The 20,263-nt window shown below is 42.3% G+C and carries 19 protein-coding genes; 7 read left to right on the top strand and 12 right to left on the bottom strand.

Annotated elements, in window-relative coordinates; genetic code table 11:
* Position 1 precedes the first annotated feature (1 nt).
* Together trhO and AC27KT_RS08155 are read right to left on the bottom strand one after the other, a co-directional pair.
* Complete coding sequence (trhO, locus tag AC27KT_RS08160) at positions 2 to 997, bottom strand: oxygen-dependent tRNA uridine(34) hydroxylase TrhO (protein WP_487128938.1); 996 nt, start codon at positions 995 to 997, stop codon at positions 2 to 4.
* Between the two features lie 133 nt (positions 998 to 1,130).
* Entirely contained in the window at positions 1,131 to 1,697 is a 567-nt protein-coding gene (locus AC27KT_RS08155; RefSeq protein ID WP_487128936.1) for a VC2046/SO_2500 family protein, read from the bottom strand.
* 122 nt (positions 1,698 to 1,819) lie between these two features.
* On the opposite strand from AC27KT_RS08155, the gene AC27KT_RS08150 reads away from it, so the two are divergent.
* The 3 genes from AC27KT_RS08150 (at position 1,820) to AC27KT_RS08140 (ending at position 5,815) form a co-directional block, all read left to right on the top strand.
* A complete protein-coding gene (locus AC27KT_RS08150; RefSeq protein ID WP_487128935.1) occupies positions 1,820 to 3,460 on the top strand; it encodes a response regulator in 1,641 nt (546 codons plus the stop codon).
* Between the two features lie 267 nt (positions 3,461 to 3,727).
* Positions 3,728 to 4,969, top strand: coding sequence for a putative DNA modification/repair radical SAM protein (locus AC27KT_RS08145; protein ID WP_487128934.1), 1,242 nt, complete (start codon positions 3,728 to 3,730; stop codon positions 4,967 to 4,969).
* A 51-nt stretch (positions 4,970 to 5,020) separates the two neighbouring features.
* Complete coding sequence (locus tag AC27KT_RS08140; protein ID WP_487128933.1) at positions 5,021 to 5,815, top strand: TIGR03915 family putative DNA repair protein; 795 nt, start codon at positions 5,021 to 5,023, stop codon at positions 5,813 to 5,815.
* 309 nt (positions 5,816 to 6,124) lie between these two features.
* Here AC27KT_RS08140 and AC27KT_RS08135 read toward each other — a convergent pair whose 3' ends face one another.
* A complete protein-coding gene (locus AC27KT_RS08135) occupies positions 6,125 to 6,967 on the bottom strand; it encodes a DUF6279 family lipoprotein (RefSeq protein ID WP_487128932.1) in 843 nt (280 codons plus the stop codon).
* Positions 6,968 to 7,181: 214 nt separating this feature from the next.
* On the opposite strand from AC27KT_RS08135, the gene AC27KT_RS08130 reads away from it, so the two are divergent.
* Complete coding sequence (locus AC27KT_RS08130; RefSeq protein WP_487128931.1) at positions 7,182 to 8,186, top strand: ATP-dependent 6-phosphofructokinase; 1,005 nt, start codon at positions 7,182 to 7,184, stop codon at positions 8,184 to 8,186.
* Positions 8,187 to 8,284: 98 nt separating this feature from the next.
* Here AC27KT_RS08130 and AC27KT_RS08125 read toward each other — a convergent pair whose 3' ends face one another.
* The 4 genes from AC27KT_RS08125 to AC27KT_RS08110 all read right to left on the bottom strand — a co-directional run bounded on the left by AC27KT_RS08125 (position 8,285) and on the right by AC27KT_RS08110 (position 11,539).
* The gene (locus AC27KT_RS08125) at positions 8,285 to 9,112 is read right to left on the bottom strand and encodes a LytR/AlgR family response regulator transcription factor (RefSeq protein WP_136781516.1); all 828 of its coding nucleotides are present in this window, start codon (positions 9,110 to 9,112) and stop codon (positions 8,285 to 8,287) included.
* Between the two features lies 1 nt (position 9,113).
* On the bottom strand, positions 9,114 to 10,187 hold the full coding sequence (locus AC27KT_RS08120) for a sensor histidine kinase (protein ID WP_487128930.1): 1,074 nt from the start codon (positions 10,185 to 10,187) through the stop codon (positions 9,114 to 9,116).
* Positions 10,188 to 10,334: 147 nt separating this feature from the next.
* On the bottom strand, positions 10,335 to 10,796 hold the full coding sequence (locus AC27KT_RS08115) for an Mpo1 family 2-hydroxy fatty acid dioxygenase (protein WP_487128929.1): 462 nt from the start codon (positions 10,794 to 10,796) through the stop codon (positions 10,335 to 10,337).
* A gap of 59 nt (positions 10,797 to 10,855) precedes the next feature.
* Entirely contained in the window at positions 10,856 to 11,539 is a 684-nt protein-coding gene (locus tag AC27KT_RS08110; RefSeq protein ID WP_487128928.1) for a PilZ domain-containing protein, read from the bottom strand.
* Positions 11,540 to 11,732: 193 nt separating this feature from the next.
* On the opposite strand from AC27KT_RS08110, the gene AC27KT_RS08105 reads away from it, so the two are divergent.
* The gene (locus AC27KT_RS08105) at positions 11,733 to 13,559 is read left to right on the top strand and encodes a M61 family metallopeptidase (RefSeq protein WP_487128926.1); all 1,827 of its coding nucleotides are present in this window, start codon (positions 11,733 to 11,735) and stop codon (positions 13,557 to 13,559) included.
* A gap of 114 nt (positions 13,560 to 13,673) precedes the next feature.
* On the opposite strand, the gene AC27KT_RS08100 is transcribed toward AC27KT_RS08105, so the two are convergent.
* The 3 genes from AC27KT_RS08100 to yejK form a co-directional block, all read right to left on the bottom strand.
* Positions 13,674 to 14,582, bottom strand: coding sequence for a M23 family metallopeptidase (locus AC27KT_RS08100; protein ID WP_487128925.1), 909 nt, complete (start codon positions 14,580 to 14,582; stop codon positions 13,674 to 13,676).
* A 37-nt stretch (positions 14,583 to 14,619) separates the two neighbouring features.
* Positions 14,620 to 15,495, bottom strand: coding sequence for a 6-carboxytetrahydropterin synthase (locus AC27KT_RS08095; protein WP_487128924.1), 876 nt, complete (start codon positions 15,493 to 15,495; stop codon positions 14,620 to 14,622).
* Positions 15,496 to 15,561: 66 nt separating this feature from the next.
* Entirely contained in the window at positions 15,562 to 16,668 is a 1,107-nt protein-coding gene (gene yejK / locus AC27KT_RS08090; RefSeq protein ID WP_136781509.1) for a nucleoid-associated protein YejK, read from the bottom strand.
* A 159-nt stretch (positions 16,669 to 16,827) separates the two neighbouring features.
* Between yejK and AC27KT_RS08085 the strand changes: the two genes are divergently transcribed.
* Together AC27KT_RS08085 and AC27KT_RS08080 are read left to right on the top strand one after the other, a co-directional pair.
* Complete coding sequence (locus AC27KT_RS08085) at positions 16,828 to 17,046, top strand: YejL family protein (RefSeq protein WP_487128923.1); 219 nt, start codon at positions 16,828 to 16,830, stop codon at positions 17,044 to 17,046.
* Between the two features lie 8 nt (positions 17,047 to 17,054).
* Positions 17,055 to 18,581, top strand: a complete 1,527-nt coding sequence (locus AC27KT_RS08080; protein ID WP_487128922.1) for a DUF3413 domain-containing protein — start codon at positions 17,055 to 17,057, stop codon at positions 18,579 to 18,581.
* Positions 18,582 to 18,662: 81 nt separating this feature from the next.
* Here the strand turns inward: AC27KT_RS08080 and AC27KT_RS08075 are convergent, their stop codons facing one another.
* Both AC27KT_RS08075 and AC27KT_RS08070 read right to left on the bottom strand, forming a co-directional pair.
* Positions 18,663 to 19,235: a D-glycero-alpha-D-manno-heptose-1,7-bisphosphate 7-phosphatase gene (locus AC27KT_RS08075; RefSeq protein WP_487128920.1), complete on the bottom strand. Its 573-nt coding sequence runs from the start codon at positions 19,233 to 19,235 to the stop codon at positions 18,663 to 18,665.
* A complete protein-coding gene (locus AC27KT_RS08070; protein WP_487128918.1) occupies positions 19,225 to 20,142 on the bottom strand; it encodes a putative RNA methyltransferase in 918 nt (305 codons plus the stop codon). Before AC27KT_RS08070 ends, AC27KT_RS08075 begins: the two co-directional genes overlap by 11 nt.
* Between the last annotated feature and the right edge of the window lie 121 nt (positions 20,143 to 20,263).

Below are 20,263 nucleotides of genomic sequence, written 5' to 3'. Positions count from 1 at the left end.
TCTACGCCTGATTTTCTTTTGCTTTAAGTGCGCGTAAACGTTGAGCTTCTGCTTTTTCCTGACGCTTTTGTTCCATGGTCAAACGCGCTTCAGTACCTACGTGCTCTTGTTGACGCTCTTTCGCCAGTTGAACCTGTTTTTCACGTTCTCTAAACCGAGCAATTTGGTCTTCGGTATGCGTACCAAAGCAATGTGGGCAGCTTACACCCGGCTCATACTTATCGCTCTGCTTGTCTTCTTCAGTAATTGGAAGTCTGCACGCGTAGCACTGCTCATAATGGCTTTTCTCTAAGTCATGGTTAACTGCAACGCGATTATCAAATACAAAGCAATCGCCTTCCCACAATGACTCTTCTTTCGGAACATCTTCAAGGTACTGTAGAATACCGCCTTCTAAGTGATAAACCTGATCAAACCCCTGCTCTTTCAAGTAAGCCGTCGATTTTTCACAGCGAATACCACCAGTGCAGAACATAGCCACTTTTTTATTTTTTGACGGGTCGAGCTCTTTCGCTACGTATTCAGGAAACTCACGGAACGTTTCGGTTTTAGGGTCGATAGCGTGTTTGAACGTACCAATTTCAATTTCATAACCGTTTCGCGTGTCAATAACCGTAACATCTGGGTCGCTAATAAGTGCGTTCCAGTCTTTAGGTTTTACGTAAGTACCAACAGTTTTGCGAGGGTCAATACCCTCAACGCCCATGGTCACAATTTCTTTTTTCAGTTTTACCTTGGTGCGATAGAACGGCTGTTCGTCGTGAAGTGATTCTTTGTAAGAAATTGGGTTAATGCGTTCGTCGCTATTTAGATAAGCGAGTAATGCGTCGATACCTTCGCGAGTACCAGAAACTGTACCGTTAATGCCCTCGTGGGCAAGAAGAAGTGTACCTTTGATGCCATTAGCTTCCATTGTTTCGAGAAGCGGTTGGCGGATTTCTTTGAAGTTTTCAAGCGCAACAAATTTATACATTGCGCATACAATATATTTAGACATATTTTAACCTTTGCTGATTGGAGCGTAAGACCAGTGCAAAAATGCGGCGCGAAATATAACAAAAAAAAGCGCTAAAAACTAGGCCGGATACGGGAGCGGGCTAATATGCTTGTTCTAGGTACTATCAGCTAATTTACGCAATATTCTCAAAAGACGACAAACCGGCTTGAACCTGTTTGTTATTGCCCTCGTTCGTAGTTTTTCCTTCACCTTGTGCCGAGAGAATATCGTAAAGTATTGTATTATCTTCTTTTAAAGTATTGGCATACTGTTTTTTGAGTCGCTTTTGTGCAGCTAAACTGCAGTTGTCTATTACGTCCTCAGGAAGCCGTTTTGCGTTGTCAGTCTGCGCAAGCGGCGATGGTGTAATGTGAAGAAAAAGACGCGCAGTTTCGAAATCTTGAGACACTAAGTTTGAGCACACATGCATATTTTCCCACGCTTTTTCATCAGCCGATAATGAAGGACGCCTATAGTGATTAAGCGAAGCGAGCTGTGCTTCTATGCTCCGAGCATTGTCGTTAGCGGAAGTTGCTACTTCAATTTCAAAAGGCTCTGCCACACTGTGCTGCTGCATGGCAAGATATAAAGAGAACAAAGCCCCCTGAGACGATGAACGCGCAAGTACACCACTTCGCTCCCAGTAAATACTGGGGTCGATTGTTGTTCGTTCATTCGCTGAAGTTATATCTGCTGACATTCATACTAAACGTTTTATATGTATACGCATGTTTTCGGCAAGATAATGTTTTTCTTAAGCTTATTTTTAAAAGTTAGATATACTTAGTAGAAGTAAATGCTGCGCTCATTCACGGATTTGAAATGCAATTTAGCAACAAACAAGTATTGATTGTTGAAGATCAACGCCCTTTCCTACTACTTTTGAAAGGGTTAATGCATTCGATGGGCGCATCCGATGTAGTCACTAAATCTTCCGCTGAACAAGCTGTATCCCTGTGCAAAAAGCATAAGTTTGATATTGTTATCTGTGACTTACACTTGGGAGCCGAGAATAAAAATGGCTATGAACTTATCGAAGAATTACGTACCCGCAGGCTTATTGGCCCCACATCTGTTTTCATTCTTATCAGCGCTGATAGCGCTCGACCTGTGGTACTAGGTAGTATTGAGCGGCGACCAGATGACTTTCTGATAAAACCCTTCTCACAAGTACAACTAAAATCTCGCATTATTCGGGCTTGGCAGAAAAGACAATTCCTTCAGTATGTATTCAATTTGATTGAGCAAGGTGAGATTAATAGCGCGATAGACCAAATTGAAACGCTTTTAGAAAATCCTCGTCATTACAAAGGGCACTGCGAGCAGCTTTTAGTGGAACTCTATTGGCGAATATCACAGCCTGAAAAAGCACTTGATGTTCTGCGTAGTTATATAGACGGTAAACCAGTTTTATGGGCGCAAGTTGCCATCGGAAGGTCTTATCTCCTTCTTAACGAATATGAAAAAGCGATATCGGTTGCCAAGAAAATACTGAAGCGCAACAGGTTCAATGCCGACGCTCATGATATGCTTGCACAGGCGCATCAGGCTTTGGAAGCTGGTGTAAAGGCATTAGAAGCGATAAAAGAGGCTATAAAGCTGTCTCCCTTTTCATTACCTCGACATTTTAAAGCCTGCGAAATTGGTCGCCAGAATGACGATTTGATATTAGCCGCAACATCCAGCCAGGCTATTTGGGACTTGTCTAAACGCACGGTGAATAAGAAAAGCTTACACTGGTGCGGCATTATTCGTAGTTTACTCGATGTTGCTGAGTTTGCTGAAGATAAAAAGCAGCGCAATAAATATCAACAAGAAGCCTTGCTTACTCTCCAGAGAGGTAAGTTTGATGAACATTTACAAAAAGTAGACAGAGAGTTTGACGTTGATATTTTTGGCAATATTGTAAATGCCAGAATAAGTGCGATAGACGGAAAATTAATCGACGCTAAACGTCACTTAAATACTTCTCAAGCACTATTAGACGATAAATATTCCGAGGTTCCCACTGCTTTTATTCCCGATAGCATTAAGGTTATGTACAAGCTGGGAGAATATGACGACGCGCTGCAACTTAATTCTATTCTCTCATCGAGAGGTGACGAACTCGACCAAAATAGTGTGAACATGCTAGAGACACAGGCTAAAAATGCACAGAAAAATCTAGCGAGTTACCAACAGTTTAACCGCGAAGGTATTCAACACTATCAACAGCAAGACTACGAACGAGCAAAAGCTTCGTTTGCCCTTGCTCAGGGTTTTGCCCCCGTTAATACAGGCGTTGCACTAAATTTGCTTCAGTGTCTTCTTCAGATAGCCATACAAGAAGATAAGGCCGAAATGAAATTGATAAACGAATGTAAGCGTTTGTTTAAGCTTATTGATGACATGACACTCAAAGCGCCATACAAAGAAAAGTACGAAAACATTCGAGATGAACTTTCTAAATATATTGGCTTTTGATAGCCAGTGCTATATTGGTTTTTTTTAAAGCAAACTTACCTTTTCTTTCTCTAGCAACTTGTTGCCTTATGCCCATTCATCTATGTAGTAAGCCGCTAAGGCTTACATTAAATCTTGCTTCCCTATTAGCGTTACCATTTGTACTGTATATATATACATGCTATAAAATAATACAACCCAGCCTATGCCAAAAAAGCTCGTATCGATGATTTGGCGAAAAATACTAGGTTGTTTGCTGTGATTGGTTAAAGGAAGTATACATCGGCGATGCATGACAGACTGATACAAAAACTTGAAATTCTTTCCGATGCGGCCAAGTACGACGCGTCTTGTGCGAGCGGTTCCGCCGGTAAACGACAAGCGGGGAAAACCGAAAAAGCAGGCATAGGCTCGCTTACCGGTGGCTCGGGTATATGCCACAGTTTTACGCCTGATGGTAGGTGTGTATCGCTGCTTAAGATTCTTATGACAAACTACTGTATTTATGATTGTCATTATTGCATTAATAGGGTTTCAAGCAATGTTCAACGAGCGCGTTTTACGGTTAAAGAAACGGTAGAATTAACCCTTAACTTTTACAAGCGCAATTACATTGAGGGTTTGTTTTTAAGCTCTGGGATTGTGGGATCACCCGGCATCACTATGGAGAGCATGGTACGCATCGCAAAGTCTTTGCGCCTTGATCATGGTTTTAAGGGATATATTCATCTTAAAACTATCCCGAATGCATCGCCAGAATTACAAGCAGAGGCAGGCCTTTATGCAGACAGGCTTAGTATTAATGTAGAAATGCCCACGCAGTCTTCGCTAAATAAATACGCACCAGAGAAAGACCTTAATGATATTCATAGGTCGATGAATACGCTAAAAGAAAAAATTGCAGAGCATAAAGTAGACAAGACGTATTCAGGTAAACGCCCTCCCCGTTTTGTACCAGGGGGACAGTCTACGCAAATGATTATAGGTGCCGATGGGTCGAACGATAAAACCATTTTAGGTACAAGCGTAAAGCTCTATAGCGAGCAAAAACTTCGTCGTGTATATTACTCGGCATTTTCCCCTATTCCTGATGCTTCGGAAGTTTTACCGTTAAAACCGGCGCCATTGATACGAGAACACCGCCTATATCAAGCGGATTGGCTTTTGCGCTTTTACGGCTTTGGCTTAGATGAAATCTTGCAAGATGACATGTTAAACATGGACTACGACCCTAAACTTGCATGGGCACTTCGCAATCGTCACATGTTTCCGATAGATTTAAACAAAGCTGATAAGCAGATGCTGCTGCGCGTTCCCGGCCTTGGTGCACGAACGGTACAAAGAATTCTATCTATAAGGCGTAATACTAAGCTTAACTGGATCGACCTTACAAAAATGCGTCTACCCCTTAAAAAGTTGAAGCCTTTCATCAGCGTGGGAGATTACTTCCCTGATATCCATTTACTCGACAGTAATAATTTTGAGCTTCAGTTTAAACAGCCTAAACAGTTTGAGTTGTTTGGCGCTTGAGTATGATGATAACGCAGATATGTTCAGCCTCAGACTAAAAGGTCGCTCTATATGAAGATCATTACCATTACTTCAGTACCTGGCTTTGATGAATGGCGCGAAGCCTCGCGTCGATGCATCGCTGAGCGTATTCGCCCTGAACATCTCATCTGGCAGAACGCGCATTCAGTACAAAACGATCTGTTTGGTAGCGATGCTGAGCCATGCGAAAGCAAAATGCCGCAAAGTAAACTTAGCATTCCTAAACCTACATTAATGCTTTTAAAGTACGCCTTATGCCATAACGATGAAAATCGATTTGCATTGTGTTACCGGGTGTTATGGCGTGTAGTTTATGAAAATAAGCAGCTCATTCAAATCAAAACTGATGACGATGTTATCCAGCTTTTTGCTATGGCGAAAGCGGTAAAACGCGACGCTTACAAATTGAGTGCTTTTTTAAGGTTCAGAGAAATTAGCCTAGAGGGGCAAGAGCATTTTGTTGCATGGTATGAGCCCGAGCACTTCAGTTTAGAAATAAAACTTAACTTCTTCCAAAGCCGGTTTAAAAATATGCGTTGGTCAATCTTAACACCCTATCGTGCAGCTCACTGGGATACTGAAACCCTAGTACTTGAAGATAATCCCGATTCAAGTGTTGTACCCGATGACGACCGCATTGAAAAATACTGGCTAACCTACTACGCCAATATATTTAACCCTGCACGTATCAAGACAAGTGCGATGTTAAACCAAATGCCTAAGAAGTACTGGAAAAACATGCCTGAAACGACACTAATAGACGATATGATCAAACAATCAGATACACGCACCCGGAAAATGATCAGTGATTGTAAGACTAACTAGACTCTTGTACATAAGTTCAAAATGTTTGAGTAAGATGCTATATATACGAAAAACGGTAGGCTCTTGGGTGTTATGTTCTTAACAACTCGCCGCATAGTTATTCATCAAGGCCCATTTTCTTCCTTACTTCTTTAGCCCATTGTGGTCGAGTAAGTGAGTTCTGCCCCACCAATACATGATAGCTAACAAACATGCATTCATGAATATAATGAGGCTAAACCGTCGAGTTTCGCGCACAAAATGGTAATAGTAGTGCATAAATAGCCCCAGCTCTTTTTATCAACGTCCCATATACTGGCTGTGTTATTTTCAGCCTTGAAAACTCTCTACAGTATCAATCAGGTCGTCTATATTTTCGATAAGGGTCTCTCGCTGCTTATCAGTTAGCGTGGTAAAAAGTTCGGAGATTAATGTAGCGCTGACCGTCATATTGTGGGCGCTACTTTGCTTATAAATATCACTTTTATAGCGATCTGGATTTTGCATTAGGTCAATTAGTTCCGCTTCGAAATTATCGTTAAATTTACGGGTTACAAATAGCTTTCGTGCTGCATTTTGTATATCTCTGCGATAGGTCAGCCATTCATCCCCCGTGGCAATGAACTGCGTAGAATACGTGGCCACTATTTGCTTTTGTTCGCTAGTTAGTTTTCCAATGCGTTCACTGACAGTCTCCTCTATGCGCTCAATACGTTTTTCTAGCCGCTCTTCTTCAGGCTTCTCTAGCGACTCTTTTCGCTCCTCTTCTTCCTCTTTGTTATCTTTCTCAAGCGCAGCAAAAAGCGTAACGACTTGCTCATCATCGAGCGTTTTTGCTATTTCTGCTATTTCAGGGCTAACTTCATTACGTACTCTTTCCCAATGAGCTCTTGCGTTTGCAAGATGGTCGTGGACAGTGTTTGAATCTAAACCCCCTGCTCTAATTTGACTTTTAATATCAAGGAGTTGAGCTTGGTAACGTTTAAGTTCAGAGGTTTTGTGCCAGCGTAGCCAATTTTGAAGATAGTCATCAAATTTTTCTTCTTGCTCATCTTTGAGCTCGATATAGTCGTCCATGTACCAGTAAACCCACCAATCTAAGTTGTTGTAGGCCAGTTTTGAACTACATGATGCAAGAAACATCACAGAAATAAATACTACCAGTACACGCATAACTCATCCTTTTTTGTTAACTACGTTATTTGCTGCAAATTCGCTTATTTATAATTCAAAATAAAAAGCACTCGTAAATGGTGAAGCGCTCATGACATCGTGCTGTTTACTTCTTTTCAGTTATTTAAATTCTCTACAACACACATGTTCACTTTACGTATTGCTACCTTAACGCTACCTTAACTGTAGTGCTGGTGAATAGAAGGATTTTTATGTGTCAAAACGTGTCGCAATTTTAACTTCCGGTGGCGACGCACCAGGTATGAATGCATGTATACGTGCTGCAATTATTGCTTGCCAGAAGGCTAACTATACGCTGCTTGGCTATAAACATGGCTACAATGGGTTATTACAACAAGAGTATATTCCCTTATCTCTCGACTCTACTCACAACTTGATTCAACAAGGCGGAACTATTCTACACAGTGCAAGATGTAAAGAGCTTAAAAGCCAAGAAGGGATTAAAAAAGCCGTCAACAACTTAATGAAGGCAGAGATTGATACGCTTATTGTGATTGGCGGAGACGGCTCATTTCGCGGCGCAGCTGAATTAGGGAAAGAGTGGGACGGCCAAATTTTAGGAATACCCGGTACGATAGATAACGATATTAGCGGCACAGATGCAACCATCGGATATTTTACCGCTATTGATACAGCGATGAGTTCTATCGATAAAGTTCGTGATACTGCTGATGCATTCGAACGTATTTTTCTTATAGAAGTCATGGGCAGGAACGCGGGCTTTTTAGCATTGAGTGCGGCACTCTCATCTGCCGCTGATTATGTGGTGGTACCGGAATTTTTCGAATCTGCTGACAAAGAGATAGAAAAGATTGTTGCCCAAATAAACGCCCAGCGCGCATTGAAAGGGCCGGTTAGTTTTATCGTTGTCGTTGCTGAAAACGTATGGCCAAAGGGGTTACCTGGGCTCACTGAAGAACTAATGAAGCATGATATTAGTGACGTCAGGCCGGTCACTTTAGGCCATGTTCAGCGAGGCGGTTCGCCTGTTGCCCAAGACAGGTTACTCGCAACGACACTTGGCGAATTCGCGATAAGTCTAGTCGGCAGTGACATTACCAATATTATGGTGGGTGAAGTAAACCAACGCCCTGTTACTGTCCCTCTTCATAAAACGTGGGAAAATACAAAACCCCTTAATGAAGCCCATGTTGATGCTATGCGTACACTTATGAATGGGCGATACAGCAGCGGGTAAGAATACAAGGCATCGTGTAAACAGCGCAGTACCGATTTATTACAAAAAGGCGCTGTTTCTTCAAAACAACGCCTCTCATATCACCTCTTTAAGCGACATTACATCTTCATGGCCGCTTTTACTTTATCTCGATGGCTTCGGCTTACTTTGAGCTCTGTATCGTTCTGAAGTATTAAGTGGTACTCGCCACTGATGTGACTGACTAGCTTTTTAACAAAACGAATGTTAGCAATGGCCGAGCGATGCACGCGAACAAAAAATTGAGGGTTTAGCTCTTGCTCAAGCTCTTTCATGGTTTTACGCATTATGTGCATGCCGTCTAGCGCGTGCACACACATGTAATCACCCGCTGCGTCAATCCATTGAATATCTTGAACATTAACACGGGTGACTTCTGAGCCATCTTTAATCGCCAATACATCCGGGTACGGATTAGTTTCAACCGGCTCGCCATTGGCTAGCTTGCGTAAAATCTCTTCGCAATCATCGCCAGTAAGTTCAGCAACAAGGCTTACCAATTTTTGTGACTGCTCGTCCTGATGTTGAGTTGAAAAATATTCACGAACTTTGTTTAACGCTGCGCCTAGGCGCTCGTCGTCCGCCGGCTTTAACAAGTAATCAAGTGCGTGCACGTCGAACGCTTTGATTGCATAGCTGTCGTAAGCGGTAACAAAAACAATCATGGGAATGGGCTGTTTCAGTTCGCGCAACTTGTGAATTACTTGAAAGCCATTTAAGCCCGGCATTTGAATATCTAAAAACACTAAATCGGGGCGGTGCTGAGAAATGCTGCTTACCGCTTCAAGGCCGTTTTGACACTCGGCAAGCACCTGCACATCTTCATGACGTTCTAGCCTAGCGCGAAGGCCCCTTCGCGCTAAAGGTTCGTCATCAACTACAATGGTTTTTATCACTTGCTTTGTCATATTATACGTCCTTAACTTCATACGGAATGCGTAGTCTAACTCGCACACCAGAAGGCTGATTGTGTTCTATAGAGAATGCAAAATTACGATGATAAAGGGATTGCAAACGTTCTTTTATATTGGCTAAACCGACGCCATTTTCACGGCTCAGTGTACCGTCTTTGATATCTGCGCCTGGTCCGTTGTCGGCAACATCCATTAGTAGATCATTACCAAAAGTACGAGCAGTTATTGAAATTCGCCCACCGTTTTCCATTTTAGATATGGCGTGTTTTATGGCGTTTTCAATAATGGGCTGTAGAATCATGCTTGGCACAAGTGCACTTTCACAGCCTTCATCAATGTCCCATAGCACTTCTAGACGATCGTCAAACCGCACTTTTTCTATCTCTAAATAGAGTCGCAATGCTTTTATTTCTTGGCCCAAAGGCACTCGCTTTATCGGGTCGTTGTCTAATGAGTAACGAAGAAAGTCACTTAAGCGCGACACCATCGCTTCTGCTGTGTCATTCTCTTTCAATAGAATAAGGGTTGAAATAGCGTTCAGTGTATTGAAGAGAAAATGTGGATTGAGCTGATAGCGCAGCATCTTAATGTGCGCTTGGTGCGCCATGGTGCTCGCTTTTAGTGCGTTCTGCTTCTCTTTTTGAAGCATCTGGAAGTTCTTGATGCCAAAGTACACACCACTCCAACAACCAACCATGATTAGCGAATTAATAGTGTTGGTAAAATACATATACCATTCGTCTGGGCGATATCCGTGCTTGTAGATTTCCCAGTAGTTAATGTTTTTTACCACGGCCCATAGCAAAGCAATTAAGTAGCACGCCACAATCACTATGATGATCATGTTGAGCGGAGATTGTTTCCTCGCCCATCGATAGATGTAGCGAAGCGGAATAGTTAGCAACCAACCTGCATAGGCATTGAGCATGATGATGAAAACCCAAATAGGTCGAACATCATGCAGAAAAGATCCGATGTAATAAATTATCGCGAACCCTGCCCAGCCTGCACTGTGCAATGTCCAAAATAAACGTTCATTACTTTCTATTACACGCTGAAAGCGACTCACAATAATACCAATTCAAAAACTTATAAGAAGATTATACGCAAGCCTTGCCACGACCCAAGCGCCTTGGTCGTGCCCCTTATGCTTCCTGTCGCAGGGCAAAATCTTGAAATTAGACATGTTTTGGCTATATCAATTCGCTGATTAAGCTCAGTAACTGATATTCATTCTTTTCAGCCAATGCACCCACCACCAGGCTGGGCCAACCAGCAAGAAGCGCAAATCGTCAAAAAACGAAGGCTTTTTACCCTCAATATGATGGCCGATAAACTGTAGTCCCCACATAACGACAAACAACACGAGTGAAAACAACCAAACTGATATGTTAAAATGCGCTAACGTATTTACTGCGCCAAAACACAAAATCGTCAATAGGGTCATTGCTGCCCCTATCGGGCCAGACAACATAAAATAATAATACAATACGGGAACCGCTATGATGTGCGCCCATGTGATATCGAACTGCGCTATCACATCGGGTACTGGCAAGCTCCACAATAAGCCTACTGTTACGAAATAGATGCTAGGTACGGCAATGGCATGGATGATGATGTTGGTCTTGTTCTGGTGACTTTCGCCGTATTGCATTAACATTCGCTCAATACTTCTCATGTAGATCCCCTTAACCTATTATTGTGATTATTATCTATCGAGCACCCAAATATTGTTTCCTACGTTAACAATGTGTGTTGGGACAACAGCGTTTTTATCAATTTTTCTTCACAGGTAAAGGCGAGCCCATAATAAACTACATCATTATCAAGTTTGTGATTTTTGACTTTTGCACAAAGCGCTACTTCTTTACCGTCTAGCGAATAGTTTAGCTTAACTTCAGCTTCATCGATTATTACCGGCCAATTTGGTTTGATCTGGAGTGCAACTTTGCAACCTTTTTCGCTGAGGTCGATGATAATACCAGTAACATTCTCGTCATCTGGATAGACATCAGCTTCAAGGGTTACAGAAATGCCCAATTGGGCGCGTTTTACAGCACGCAACCCGATACTTTCTATACGTTTAGGAAACGTTGTAATAAGTAAGCCAGACGGCTTAGAAAGCAATTTGAGTACTTTTACTTTAAACGCAATAACTTGGCCAGTGTCACCCTCAAGCACAGAACGCACAACGATATCATTGCCAACAGTCAGTGCATCTCTAACGGTAATCCACTTCGCCGATGTTGGAATATGAAAAAGTAAACATTCATCAATAAGCATGCCGACGTAATCGGTTTTCACTCGCTTGGGCGCTGCAGGCATAGCAATTTGTAAATCTACCGTATCGCCAGGTACTAGCGAGCGTAGCGATTCCAAATTCTCTTCGCTTAGTAAATTGCTTCTTATTTTTTCAGCCATTTGTATTTGTTATTGCTGGATTTAATGTTTATTAACTCAATGTACGCATCAAACCAAAACATATCAACACTATGATGAAAAACCGCAGTTAATAAACGTAAAAAATTGAGCGGCAGTATCATGCAATCTATTGGGATTAACACAATAGATTGATATAGTTAAGGGATAGTTTTGCTTATCTTTTCGGACGTTTATGACCTCTGCTCTTCGCTATACGTTAACTATTTCAAATTGGCGTGCCCATCAATTTACTGTCGCACTGCAAATACCTGAACATTCTGGCTCATCAATAGAGCTTAGCCTTCCAAGCTGGATCCCGGGAAGTTATATGGTGCGCGATTTTGCGAAAAGCATTATTGAGCTAAATGCTAATACTTCTGAAGGCAATAGTGCTGAAAATGTTGGCGATAAAAGCGTTCATAGTCTTTCTGTTGCTAAGCTTGATAAACAAACTTGGCAAGTAGAAACAGATGGAAAAGCTTGTACTGTTAACTATACCGTTTATGCCAACGACTTATCTATTCGCTCTGCTTTTATGAACGACCAATATGCGTTTATAAATGGTACCAGTGCGTTTCTAAACGTTTCCGGCTTTGCGAATGTGCCTTGTGAGGTGGACATTGAGCTAAACGAAAGCGATTCCGCAATCGCAAACTGGAAGGCTTATACGTCTATGCCTTCTCGTTGTGAAAGCACAAGCCCGTCTCGTTGGTACTTCATTGAAAAAAATTATGATGAGCTCATTGATCATCCAATTTATGTGGGCATTGCAGACACTCACAGCTTTGAGGTTGACGGCATTAGGTTCACGTTACTTTTCTCAGGTAACAACAATATTGATTATGAGCGCATAGCAAATGACTTAGCGCCAATATGCAAGCACCACCTAGATCTGTTTGGAGCTCCACAACCTATTACTAACTACCTGTTTATGACGCTGCTTGCCGACAATGGGTTCGGCGGTTTAGAGCATAAGTATTCCACTGCCCTTCTATACCCACGTTTTGATTTGCCACAAATAGGTGAAAGTGAGAAAAAAACCGACAGCTACATCACATTTTTGAGCTTGTGCAGTCACGAATTTTTCCACACATGGCACGTAAAGCGTATTAAACCTAGCGTAATGGTGAAACCAGACTTATCTCAAGAAACATATACAAATCAGCTATGGATATATGAAGGGTTTACCAGTTTTTATGATGATGTAACCCTAGCTAGAGCAGGTGTTATTGAACCACAAAAGTACCTTGATATTGTCGCGCAAAATGTGAGTCGACTTTTACAAAACGCGGGGCGTTTTAAACAAAGTGCAGCTGAAAGTAGCTTCGACGCATGGACAAAGTTTTATAAGCAAGATGCGAGCGCTACTAACAATATTGTCAGTTATTACACAAAGGGTGGCATTATAGCCCTTGGGTTAGATTTACTCCTTCGTAAACAGTCAAACGAACAAGTGAATTTAGACACCTTGATGCAACTACTGTGGAAACATTATGGGGTGGATGAAAAAGGCACACCTGATGACGTGATCCAATCTTTATGCAAAACCCACTTCAATATCGACGTTTCAGATTACTTGAATCGCGTGGTGTATAGCACAGACGATGTAGAATTAGCGTCATTAGTTTCAAAAATGGGCGTAAATTACGCTATTCGTGCTCGCGTATCAGGTGAAGATAAAGGTGGCGTTTCCTCGCTACCTGTTATTAAAAATCAACTTGGCGCCACGTTAAAACCTGCAACCTTCGGACTTACAGTAATGCAAGTATTTGAAGGCCTTGCCGCAATGAAGGCAGGTATTCTTTTGAACGATGTCATCATTGCGTTAAACGGACACATCGTCAATGCTCAGAAACTTCAGCGCCTTTTAGATAATGCCCAGACACCAAAGGTAGATTTAACGCTTATTCGAGACGGGCGGCTTCTAACCCTTCCTCTTGAGGTAACTGAGGCTCGAAAAGAAATGGCTTACTTTGAAATTACTGATGAAGAAAAGCTTAATCACTGGCTGGGGAAATAACTTCGCCCAGTAGCGCAAATACGATAAGGTAATGTAAATACTAAAAAGGCGCTTTTAGGTGAACCCTGAAAGCGCCTTTTCTTTATGGCTGTAGAAACTAAGTCAAATTAATGGTTACTGTTCGGGAGACCCCGACATTATAGTATGGGGATCTAAGCGAATGTTGCCTAAATTTATTCGCCAATCTAGATGCGGCCCTGTCGAGCGCCCTGTCGAGCCAATTGTACCAATCTGCTCGCCTTGCTTAACGGTGTCTCCCACTTCTACCGTTATAGTATCCATGTGAAGGAATGTCGAAAACACGCGCATGCCGTGGTCGAGAATCAAGGTGTTACCCGAATAATAGAGATCATCAGCCATGGTGACGACACCATCTACTGGGGCATACACAAGCGTGCCAGTTTCATTGGCGATGTCCAAACCATAGTGCGGCCATTTCGGCACGCCATTTAGAATTCGCTGACTACCATAAACACCAGTGATAGCACCTTTTGCAGGCCATTCAAAACGAGTGAACAGTGCATCCAAATCTGTATTGCCACTGCGCGCGTTAGCTACGTTGATATTGTCTTGCTTAATACGCGCCGTCACTTCTGCTGGCGGAGAAACCATTTTTTGCTCTAGCCCGTCAATTCGCTGAATGTTGTATTCGCGTTTTTCAAGAGTAATGTCTCGCTGCCACTTTTGGCCGTTGTCTAATTTTACAACCAACGTTTGCTGCAGTGGCGCTTCCCGTTCAAAGCCAACAACAAATTTTCCGTCTTTGTTGGTTTGAACAGTTTCGCCATTAAGCGTTACTTTGGCCCCAGCGGGAGCTTGCCCGCGCAACAGAGCACCTTGCGTAAACTTACCGTTCAGCACAACGTCTATTTGCTCTTGACTAGAAAGCCCAGTGGCTTGTTCATTTAATTCTACAGCCGCAGAAACAAATGATATAGAAGCAACTGCACTAAGCACTACCACGCAATTTAATATAGAAGATATTTGATTGCGTAATGTGTCTTTTGAAAGCGTGAATGCCATAGATATTTCCTTTCCCTATAACAAGCAGTAACGAATATTAACCCTTTACTGTAGCGCCTTTACCTACGCCCTCGTAAGCGATGACTTGGCAAACGCCATCAGGCGTGCGTTTCTTCTGCTCTTCCAGCAAATATTGCGCTAAACACTCTACGGTTGAGTCAGTTTCAATCACTTCACAATCTGACTTAGGTATGAGTAGTTCAAAATAGCCTTGTGAAGACTCGTAAGCAAAACAGTAATAATCCGCGTCATTAGCTACTTCACCTTTAAGCTTTCTGTCGCTGTAGGCTATTTCGTCCTCACGGGTTGCGATATAAATATCGGCCCAACGGTCAGCCCAATACTGTTGACTTTCAACACACACTTTGCCGTCAAGGATAATATCAATGCGCGAACGGTGACCGTGCGCTATGCGCTGGCAATTACCGTCATGCTTTTTAAGCCCGTGGGTATAGTGATAAAACGGAGAGTTAATCACTTCTTCACGTAAATGTAGCGTGATATTCTCAACGTTTTCAGGAAGATGGGTCGCCAACACTTCTTTTAAGTAAACGCCGACCGATTCCATATTTATCTCATCAGAATAAACAAATGCATAAGCTTCAGCGGGGCAACGTAGCATAATGCTACGCCCATCAGTACAGGTAAAGCGCGCTTCTACCTGTTCAGAATCGTCGTCGTGGATAACTTCTGAGCCGCTGTATTCAGCAGGTATAAGCAACTTATGGTCGACATATTCGTCGATAAGCCGCTTTAAGTTCTTTTTCACGTGACCAAAGTCTTGAACCATGCTCTCTTCGTTAAGCTCACCGTCCAAAATCACATCGACAATCCAGCTTTCTCCTACCATGCCGCGTTTAGGGCAAAGGTAAGAGAAGTCCATCACTGTCAAATCATTTACAAATAATTGCATAACACCCTTGAATCGAGTTTATTTTCTACTAACTAGTATACGTTTTTTATCTTCGCTTCGCAGCGACTAGTCCATTGAAGATTGGCGATTAAGCTGATCTTTTAAATTTGGTGGAATTCCGCGAATAGTTAGCGTATCCGTAGCCGGGTCGTAAAATACCCTATCACCCATTAATTTGCGTTCGAAGCTTAACGATATACCACCGCCCTGACCGGTAAACTTAGCAAGCTGTTTTAGCGCCGCAGGGTCTGGCTGAATTTCTTTCTCAAGCGGTACTTCCATAGATTGCGTAAACGCAGAGAAGTTACTGCTTGTTTCTTCATTTTGAGGAAGTCGGTTCGCCAGTTCATCTACCGATAAACTTTCGCCTGCATCAATCTTTTCTTTAAAGTACGATTTAACTTCTTCTCTATGCTGATGCTGTTCTTGCGGGTCTAGAGACTCACTGGCAAGGTAAGCATCAACTGAAGAGATCAATTGCTTGTTTTGCTGTTTAACATCAACCAGCTCTTCACAGCCTACAAACTGCATAAAGAAGTCAGATACCTTTCGCCCCATTCTACCTTTAATAAAGCTAACGTAGCGCTGCTGTTCTGGCTGAATATCCCACTGGGTTAAATCGAAACGTACAGCGAGCTGCATTTTTGCTAAATCTAAGTGTTCACGAGCAGAAAGATCTAAAGAGTTTGTCACTTCAACGTGCGAACGGGTATTTAACAATGCAATCATCAAATACTGTGTGGCCAAATATTCATACTGGCAGAAAATAAGAAAACCGGTCTCAACAGTACCCGTTTCTGCCAAAGTGCGAACCAAGCGGTTAGTCGATGACACTGAAAACGCATGGAATGCATCTTCAACGTTATCACCCGCCGCTTTTTGGATATCCATGTATTGCCTAAGGCCTTCCGCAAACTCAGCCACGTTTTCGGTGCTTTTTTGCGTAGTCGCTTCGCCTTCTTCGTTTTCCACTTTTGCTTCACGGGTAACTTCCGTCACGAAGTGACCAACCCCCTTTCCAGGTTTAGCATTGAAACTGTGGTTTATTTGATGGGCAAGAAGCTCGATTTCCGGAGTAACAGCTAAGCAGTTGTCTCGTGGAATTGCTTCAATTTTCTCTTCTTTGTTTACAATCAAACGATGTACAACAAAGTGATGAATCAGTGCACTCATAGAGTATCGGGTGTCCTGTTGCTTAAAAAGTGTCAGAAATATCCAAAGAATTGCGGGATTTTAGAATGAATGATTGTACTCACTCAAACAACGATTATAATCATTTTACGTGTAAAACCATTCTTTTTATCAAAGAAATCATAAAAAAGAGGCGTAGCAATGCCCCAACAGAGCCGCTATAGCAACGACGAATTCGAAACGCTAATGAATAACGTTATTCTAACCCTTGAAGAAGGCGGTGCAAACCGCGACCTTTCACTAATGGTGTTAGGAAATGTCATTACGCACATTTTAAATACTCAGGTGGCCCCTAAAAATCGCGAAGCCATGGCAACGCAGTTTGCCGACGTACTAAAGAAAAGCGTTAAAAATAGCTAAGGGATTGCATGATACTTGCCGAATCACCTCGTCGCCAGCGTGTTACTAAACTGGTAAATTGGGGGCATTGGTTTGCCTTGGCGAACATAATCATCGCCATAGTTATTGCCTCGATTTTTGTTTTCTCATCACCTATGCCTGGCACAGGTGTCGGCACCTTGTATCTTCTCGCCAACTGGTTTGGTCATATTGGCTTTATGACCTTTTTTGGCTTTGTTATTTTTATACTCCCACTTTGTTATCTGGTAAATAACCCCAGAATTATAAAGGTCAGTGCGTCTATCATTGCTGCTGTGGGTTTAGCGCTATTAGCTTTCGATGCGCTACTATTTAACCGTACAGGCTTTCATATTAGTTTTCACGCCGCTGACCTGCTGCGCAGTGAAGCGCAGTCGACAATGGCAATAGAAAGCTGGCAACAGTGGGCTTTCTTATTTCTTTTATTTGTTGTTTGGCTTGGCTTTCAGCTGGTCTTAGCCAATGCAATCTGGAAGCGTGTTGAGCGCTTCACTCGTCATAAAGTTGGCATTCCTGTCACTACATTTTTTGTAAGTTGTTTCGTGACAAGTCACGCTATTCATGTGTGGGCTGATGCCAAGCTGTATCAACCTATCATTAAGCAAGACAACATGTTTCCGCTTTCTTACCCTGCCACCGCTAAGACTACAATGTCGCGTTATGGCTTGCTTGACTTAGCGGCCTATGAAGAACGAAAGCAACTTCAGTTCAACCCTGATATTCACAATATCACTTACCCTGCTGAGCCTGTTTATTGCTCAATAGAAACGAGTAAAAATCTTACCGTTATTGTGCAAGTTGACGGTGATAACGATATCGATTTAAGCAGCATTAAAGGTAAACAGCTGAATCAGGTTGCTAATTATTATTCAACAGCAAGTACCGTTGAAGGTCTTATGACAGCAACCTTGTTTGGTGTGCCGGAAATTTATCAGGAAGCGTTATCTAAAAAACGACCCGTGTTGCTTGCCCTTCCGCTAGGCTCGGGTATGCCAGTTTCTATTCACAGCGATGTACCTTTGCCGCTTCCACAATTATCTGGCTATTTACAGCCTTTAAGTAACAATCATGAGGGGCTACACATTGCTTTCATGAATAGCGCAGACATAAAGGATTACGTTGAAAGTACAATAGATAGAAAACATGACGTCATTATCGCGACTGGGTTTGGTAGCGAAGACGGTAAAGGGGTGTTATACAGCACACTGAATATCAAAGCTAAGTTGGCTAGTACTGAAGATTTGGCACCAACGATTTTAAACGCATTAGGCTGTAATGCACCTTCTACATTCTATTCAACCGGACAAAACTTATTAGCACCAGCACGACCTTGGTTAGTCAGTACGTCGGGCGAACGTATTGTGGTATTCCACGAAAATAAACGCACTGACGTTCTGAGTAACGGTAGCTATGAAATAAGTGATTTAGCCACAGGGAAACGGAGTAAAGAGTCGTTAAATATCGACTTACTGAGCCAGGCTATAAAGCACTTGTCTCGCTTTTCCACCCAGAACTAGTTTTTCCCTATTGCAGTGATAGCCAATGCTATCGCTGCTATCTATTTCCCGTATTCCCTTAGGTAACAATTGTTTAAAGGGTTACACGTAACCGCTCGCTAATATTTCAGACAGTCTCTTAACCTGAGATACACTGTGGGATAAGCGAATAGTAGTCAACTGTTCGGCAGTAATACGATTATCTGACAAAAAATAGCTCTTCGTTAATCCTGCGGCATTCGCAGCTTCGATGTCCCGCCAACTGTCGCCAATTAACGCACTGCTGGCTAAGTCTATATTTAGGTCTATTGCGGCTTGTTGCAACATGCCAGGTAATGGTTTTCTACATTTACAGGCTATAGCATATTCGGCAACACTACCTTGCTTGTGATGTGGGCAGAAATATACAGGAATGTTTACAATACCGCGGGCGGAAAATTCTTTTTGGACCTGCTCCATTAAACCATGAAAGTCTTTTTCGCTATAGTATCCACGCGCTATTCCGCTTTGGTTAGTAACAATAACCGGTAAAAAACCATCATTTTGGAATGCATGAATAATATCGAATATACCCTCCACAAATTCAAAATCTTCATAGCTACCCACATAGCCGTGGTCAACATTAATTACGCCATCTCGGTCTAAAAACAACGCTTTTTGTTTGTTATCGGCCAACGTCTTTCCTTGCCTGCTCTCCCTCACTTTCACCTTTTAACACTTTTTTATTTGTGTCTTTTTTCCATAGTTGGATATGAAAGTCTGCGGTTACGCTATCTAGCGATGCGACGATAGCATCTATCTTGCCTTGTGGGAGTTTCCAGTAAAAAGGCGTCATCTTTATTAGAGCGAGAGCGTGGTCAGCGTCAGCAAACTTAATCGGAAATGAAAAGCATTCATTGTGAATGCGAGTAAAGCCTTCCCGGGGGGCATCACTAATTTGATGATGCCTCGCATTGTCGTAAACCTGCTGCTTTAATTCAAATAAATGATTCGGCGCAGGGTCAACCGTAATAAGTATTCCTTGTTCTTTCAAAACTCTTACATACTCTTCATTACTGCCCGGCGCAAATACTTGCATTACTACGTTTTGCGTCTCGCTCTGAAGAGGTAATTCAAAGCTGCTTGCCACAACAAACTGAGCGTACTTAAAAGCTTTAGCAGCCAAATCAACAGCAATTTTAGCTATGTCGCTGCCCGCACCTTTTACTGAAAAGCCGTTACGTGAAAGCCCTTGAATCATCGCATCTAAATAACTTCCTTCGCCACAACCCGCGTCGTAAACAGGAACAGTTTGTTTAGTGGCATTACCTGCAACATTATTCGCAGTACTAGTTTGAGTGAGGAAGTGTTCCACCAGCAAATGCATTTTGTCTTTCAATGGTTTGTAAGCGTTTAACTGATGAAACTCCCGTCTGGCTCTCACCATGTCTTTATCGTCACCGGGAAGTTTAGACTTTTTGAACTGAACAGGTAACAAGTTAACGTAACCAGATTTTGCAATATCGAAGCTGTGATTATTGTTACAGCGTATAGGCGTAGAGTTTAACGAGATTGATGATTTACAAAGTGGGCAATGCCACATGATAACGTCTTTTTTGTTAAGAATTTGACGTACAGGATATCAAAATCAATGCCTTAACGGCAATAATAGAGCACAAGTAGGCTTAAGACATATAGCGTACTTGTGCTGATTAGTTGCGCTG

It is taken from the genome of Alteromonas sp. 5NW40-0090 (assembly GCF_057552975.1).
This window is presented reverse-complemented; position numbering and strand designations above follow the sequence as displayed.

Excerpts from the sequence above, each read along its gene's own strand:
- yejK (WP_136781509.1), bottom strand. The coding sequence starts at position 16,668 with ATGAGTGCACTGATTCATCACTTTGTTGTACATCGTTTGATTGTAAAC.
- AC27KT_RS08155 (WP_487128936.1), bottom strand. The coding sequence starts at position 1,697 with ATGTCAGCAGATATAACTTCAGCGAATGAACGAACAACAATCGACCCC.
- AC27KT_RS08080 (WP_487128922.1), top strand. The coding sequence starts at position 17,055 with ATGATACTTGCCGAATCACCTCGTCGCCAGCGTGTTACTAAACTGGTA.
- AC27KT_RS08135 (WP_487128932.1), bottom strand. The coding sequence starts at position 6,967 with ATGCGTGTACTGGTAGTATTTATTTCTGTGATGTTTCTTGCATCATGT.
- AC27KT_RS08150 (WP_487128935.1), top strand. The coding sequence starts at position 1,820 with ATGCAATTTAGCAACAAACAAGTATTGATTGTTGAAGATCAACGCCCT.
- AC27KT_RS08125 (WP_136781516.1), bottom strand. The coding sequence starts at position 9,112 with ATGACAAAGCAAGTGATAAAAACCATTGTAGTTGATGACGAACCTTTA.
- AC27KT_RS08115 (WP_487128929.1), bottom strand. The coding sequence starts at position 10,796 with ATGAGAAGTATTGAGCGAATGTTAATGCAATACGGCGAAAGTCACCAG.
- AC27KT_RS08070 (WP_487128918.1), bottom strand. The coding sequence starts at position 20,142 with ATGTGGCATTGCCCACTTTGTAAATCATCAATCTCGTTAAACTCTACG.
- AC27KT_RS08110 (WP_487128928.1), bottom strand. The coding sequence starts at position 11,539 with ATGGCTGAAAAAATAAGAAGCAATTTACTAAGCGAAGAGAATTTGGAA.
- AC27KT_RS08100 (WP_487128925.1), bottom strand. The coding sequence starts at position 14,582 with ATGGCATTCACGCTTTCAAAAGACACATTACGCAATCAAATATCTTCT.
- trhO (WP_487128938.1), bottom strand. The coding sequence starts at position 997 with ATGTCTAAATATATTGTATGCGCAATGTATAAATTTGTTGCGCTTGAA.
- AC27KT_RS08140 (WP_487128933.1), top strand. The coding sequence starts at position 5,021 with ATGAAGATCATTACCATTACTTCAGTACCTGGCTTTGATGAATGGCGC.
- AC27KT_RS08085 (WP_487128923.1), top strand. The coding sequence starts at position 16,828 with ATGCCCCAACAGAGCCGCTATAGCAACGACGAATTCGAAACGCTAATG.
- AC27KT_RS08095 (WP_487128924.1), bottom strand. The coding sequence starts at position 15,495 with ATGCAATTATTTGTAAATGATTTGACAGTGATGGACTTCTCTTACCTT.
- AC27KT_RS08105 (WP_487128926.1), top strand. The coding sequence starts at position 11,733 with ATGACCTCTGCTCTTCGCTATACGTTAACTATTTCAAATTGGCGTGCC.
- AC27KT_RS08145 (WP_487128934.1), top strand. The coding sequence starts at position 3,728 with ATGCATGACAGACTGATACAAAAACTTGAAATTCTTTCCGATGCGGCC.